The following is a 4,557-nucleotide window of genomic DNA, read 5'->3' on the forward strand; positions in this document are numbered from 1 at the left end:
CCGTCAGCGTTCGTCTGCTCAAGGCTTGGCTCCTTCACCAGCCTTGAATCAGATCGGTCTTCCAAATGGAATCCGCTAAATGCAGACACTGCCTAGAGCACAGTCAGTGGCTGGCGATGATCTATCCGCGGCTTGAACTACTCCAAAAACTGCTCGCTGAGGATGGAAGCATCTGGGTGTCAATTGACGATCATGAGGGGCATTACCTCAAGATCGTGATGGACGAGGTGTTTGGACGCGGATCTTTCATTGCAAGCCCTGTTTGGCAAAAGCGTTACTCGCGTGAAAACCGAGAGGCGATCGGCGACGTTCACGAGTATCTGCTCGCTTATTCGCCATCACCTGAGCGCTTCAAAGCGCAACGCAACAAGCTGCCGCTTGATATCGCAATCCTGACAACGCCAAAGAAGCAGACCCGAGTAAGCGTTGGCGTGGGCTTCCGATGACTGCGCAGGGCTACCGCCCAAACCAGATGTACGAGATTGTCGCCCCGAATGGTCGACGGCATACACCTCCCGAAGGTCGCTGCTGGTCGATGATTCGACCCGAGTTCGAAAAGCTAGTTGAGGCGAAGCGGATTTACTGGGGCAAGGACGGGAACGCACAGCCGAGCGTCATCCGTTTTCTTTCTGAGGTCGAAGGATTGGTGCCTTGGACATGGTGGCCACATGGCGAGGTCGGCCATACTGACGAGAGCAAGAAAGAGGCGAACGCGTTGTTTGGCGCCGACGTAAGTTTCGGCACGCCCAAGCCCGAACGCCTGCTGCAACGCATCCTCCACATTGCCACCAACCCCGGCGACCTCGTCCTCGACTCCTTCCTCGGCTCCGGCACCACGGCGGCGGTCGCGCACAAGATGGGGCGGCGCTGGATCGGGATCGAGATGGGCGACCATGCCGTCACTCATTGCGCGCCGCGGCTGAACAAGGTTATCGCGGGTGAGGGCGGCGGCATCAGCCGGGCGGTCGACTGGCAGGGCGGGGGCGGGTTCGACTTCTACCGGCTCGGCCCTGCGGTGTTCGACGCCGATGGCACGATCGCCGCCGGCATCGCCTTCGCCCCGCTTGCTGCGCACGTCTGGTTCGCGGAGACCGGGACGCCATTCGCCGGAGCGGCCGCCACGCCGTTCCTGGGCCACCATGACGGGCAGGGGGTCGCGCTGCTCTACAATGGCATTCTCGGTGACAAGCGTCCGGCGGGCGGCAACGTGCTGACACGCGCGACGCTGGCGCTGATCCGGGAGGGGGCAGAGGGCTTCACCGGCCCGGTCACCATCTATGGCGAGGCGAGCCGGCTGTCGCCCGCGACGCTCACCGCCGAGCGCGTCATCTTCAAGCAGACGCCCTACGACGTGAAGGCCCGCTGATGCAGCTCAAGACCTATCAGCAGGCGACCCTCGACACGCTGCGTCGCTTTTTCGAAGCGGCACAGGCGCACGGGCCCAAGGCCGCGTACGAGGCGATCACGACCGAGCCGGACCAGGTCAGGCGGCTGTGCGGCTATGGCGGGCGCTACACGCCCCTGCTCGGGCAGGAGGGGATGCCCTATGTCTGCCTGCGCCTGCCCACCGGCGGCGGCAAGACGCTGCTCGCCGCGCACAGCGTCGCGGTCGCGCGCGATGCGTGGATCGGGCGCGACTATCCGCCGGTGCTGTGGCTGGTGCCGACCACGACGATCCGCCGGCAGACCGTGGACGCGCTGAACAACCCGCGCCATCACTATCGTAAGGCGCTGGCTGCCGCCTTCGGTGAGCCGGTGCGCGTGTTCGACATCGCCGATTTCACCCGGCTGACCGCGGCCGACCTGTCGCGGCACCTGTGCGTGTTCGTCGCCACCATCCAGACGCTGCGCGTGGAGAACACAGAGGGGCGCAAGGTCTATGCGCACCACGAGGCGCTGGAGCCGTTGTTCGCGAACGTGCCGAAGCGGATCTCGGGGCTGGAGCCGCTCGGTGCCGAGGTGGCAAAGCGGGTAGGGGGCCACCCGGACGACATACGCTATTCCTTCGCCAACCTGCTCCACCTCCATCGCCCGCTGATGATCGTGGATGAGGCGCACAAGGCGGTGACCGGCCTGTCGCGCGAGATGCAGGCGCGCGTGAACCCGTCCGCCATCATCGAGTTCACCGCGACCCCGCATCCCAAGAGCAACATCCTCCACGCCGTTAGCGCCGCGGAGCTGAAGGCGGAGCAGATGATCAAGCTGCCCGTCCGCCTGGATGAGCACCAGACCTGGGAGGGTGCGGTGACCGGCGCGATCGCGCGCCGCGCCGAGCTGGCGGAGAAGGCGGGCCGCGATCGCGACGGATACATCCGCCCGCTGGTGCTGTTCCAGGCCGAGGACAAGGGCCGCGAGGTGACCGTCGACGTGCTGCTGGAGCACCTCCGGTCCGTCCACCACATCCCCGCCGACAAGATCGCGGTCGCGACCGGCGACCAGCGCGGTCTCGACGGCATCGACCTGTTCTCGCCCGACTGCCCGATCGACTACATCATCACCGTCGAGGCGCTGAAGGAGGGCTGGGACTGTTCCTTCGCCTACGTCTTCTGTTCGGTCGCCAACATTCGCAGCGCGACCGATGCGGAGCAGCTGCTCGGCCGCGTGCTGCGCATGCCCTATGCGAGGAGGCGCAAGGCGCCCGCGCTGAACAAGGCCTATGCGCACCTCGTGTCCAAGTCATTCGCGGAGGCCGCGACGGCCCTCAAGGACCGGCTGGTCGACATGGGCTTCGAGGAGCAGGAGGCGGAAGCGTCGATCGAAGCGGCGCCGACGTTGGGAGAGGGGCTGTTCGGCGCGCGCGCGCGTCCGCTGCCGTCCGCGCGGATCGAGGTTGCGGCGGATGCGGGCACTTTGGCGGCGGTGAGGGCCGCCGCGCCCGATCGGCTCAGCGTCGAGGATGGCGCGATCCGGATCACCGGCTTCCTGCGCGAGGCGGAGAAGGCGGCGGTCTATGCCGCGCTCCCCGCGCCCGCCGCCGCCCATGTGCGCGAACAGGTCGCCGCCTATGAGGCCGAGCACGCGCATGAAGCGGCGCCCGCCGAGCTTGGGCAGACGTTTGTCGTGCCCCGCCTGATGGCGCAGATGCAGGGCGAGCTGGTGTTCGCCGATACGGACCGCCTGAACGTACGCGATCAGATCCGTCGTGCGATCGGCCGTGGGTGATTGGCGGTCGTTTGGCAAAGGGCAGGGTTGGGTAGGAAAACGGACGGGGCGGCTTGGACAGACGGGAACGCCTTCATTCACCATTCACGCCGGCACTCACGGCAGCTACCAGCTCCCACACCCCTCATCGAAGTGCATGTTGGCTCATCCCGGCCAGACATTCTGACGCGGGTTTCTGACGCCTGCAGCAGGACAGACAAATTAAGCGACTCTCAATCTTTTGTTGAAATGTACGCCGCAAAGACGTACATGTGCGTGAAGGTTGGATGAGGTGTGCCATGCTTGGCTTTCAGGATCAGGTCGGCGCCGTTGAGGAGCGCAGCAGCGAGCGGATGAACTTCCGTACCAAGCCGCGCATCAAGCAGGCGATTCAGCAGGCTGCCGCTCTTTCCGGTGTGGACGATTCCGTCTTCACGATGAACGCGGCCTATCGCTCTGCGATGGAGACGATCGCGGCGCACGAACGCACCACCCTGCAGCCGGTCGATCATTCGCGCTTCTTTGCGGCGCTCGACACGCCGCCGGCACCCACCGAGCGACTTCGGGCAGCATTCGCGCGGCATCGTGAGACGATCGTCAGCAGGTGACGGCGACAGAGGACGCAAAGCTCTTCACCATCGAACCGCTCGATCCTGCCAAGCACGATCGAGCGGCCTTTTCCTGTGGCATCACGCAGGTCGACAACTTCTTCCGCCGGACCGCGAACAAGCTCGCCAAGGCGGATAACGTCCGCACCTTCGTGATGGTCGGTGCCGAGGGCGAGCTGATCGGCTTCTATGCCACCAACGCCCATGCGATCGACTATACCGAGTTACCCGATCGGTTCGCCCGCAACCGCCCTGCGCATGGCAGTATCCCGGCCGCCTACATTTCGATGATCGGCGTCGACAGCCGCTTTCAAGGGCAAGGCTATGGCGGCGATCTGTTGGTCGATTGTCTCAAGCGCCTGGCCTTGGCGGCCGAAGCGTTGGGGATCGCCGTCGTCATGCTGGACGTGTTCGACTGCGGCGATGCCGAGAAGGTGGCGAAACGCATCGCGCTCTATACCGGCTATGGCTTTGAGCCGCTGCCCTCCAACGGCTTGCGGTTGTTCCTGCCGATCGCGACGGTTCGGACTCTTACGCAAGCGGATGCGTAGGCTGAGAATTGCTGACGCGTAACTTGCCCAGTTCAAAGCCCCATGCTGCGCGGTCCTAATCAAGCATTTGATCTTTCAGCGTCAGAAGGGCGAGCACATCATTCCCAAAGCCTTTGACGCACTCCTCGGTTGTGGATCGGCGTGGAAAAGGGACCCCGTTAGCGGGGTGATCGGCGTCGAAAAGGGACCCCTCATCCTGGTGTTCTAGGCTGTTCGCTTGGCGGTGTGTCAGGCGGCGAGATCGGGATGCTGGTATT

The 4,557-nt window shown here is 64.5% G+C and carries 5 protein-coding genes; all 5 read left to right on the top strand.

The annotated features are described in order from the left end of the window. The first annotated feature begins 116 nt into the window (after positions 1-116). The gene (locus tag ACGVWT_RS19020) at positions 117-446 is read left to right on the top strand and encodes a DNA methyltransferase (protein WP_241889903.1); all 330 of its coding nucleotides are present in this window, start codon (positions 117-119) and stop codon (positions 444-446) included. 200 nt (positions 447-646) lie between these two features. Further along, positions 647-1,366 carry a DNA methyltransferase gene (locus ACGVWT_RS19025; protein WP_394427793.1) on the top strand — a complete coding sequence of 240 codons (720 nt, stop codon included), beginning with the start codon at positions 647-649 and terminating at the stop codon, positions 1,364-1,366. After that, the gene (locus ACGVWT_RS19030) at positions 1,366-3,162 is read left to right on the top strand and encodes a DEAD/DEAH box helicase family protein (protein WP_241889905.1); all 1,797 of its coding nucleotides are present in this window, start codon (positions 1,366-1,368) and stop codon (positions 3,160-3,162) included. The genes ACGVWT_RS19025 and ACGVWT_RS19030 overlap by 1 nt, the downstream gene beginning before the upstream one ends. A 278-nt stretch (positions 3,163-3,440) precedes the next feature. Continuing rightward, positions 3,441-3,749, top strand: a complete 309-nt coding sequence (locus ACGVWT_RS19035) for a DUF1778 domain-containing protein (protein ID WP_010409160.1) — start codon at positions 3,441-3,443, stop codon at positions 3,747-3,749. Further along, on the top strand, positions 3,746-4,300 hold the full coding sequence (locus ACGVWT_RS19040; protein ID WP_010409162.1) for a GNAT family N-acetyltransferase: 555 nt from the start codon (positions 3,746-3,748) through the stop codon (positions 4,298-4,300). Before ACGVWT_RS19035 ends, ACGVWT_RS19040 begins: the two co-directional genes overlap by 4 nt. Positions 4,301-4,557 lie beyond the last annotated feature (257 nt).

Origin of the sequence: Sphingomonas sp. S6 (assembly GCF_043498045.1) — a bacterium.
In the GTDB taxonomy this organism is placed as follows: domain Bacteria; phylum Pseudomonadota; class Alphaproteobacteria; order Sphingomonadales; family Sphingomonadaceae; genus Sphingomonas.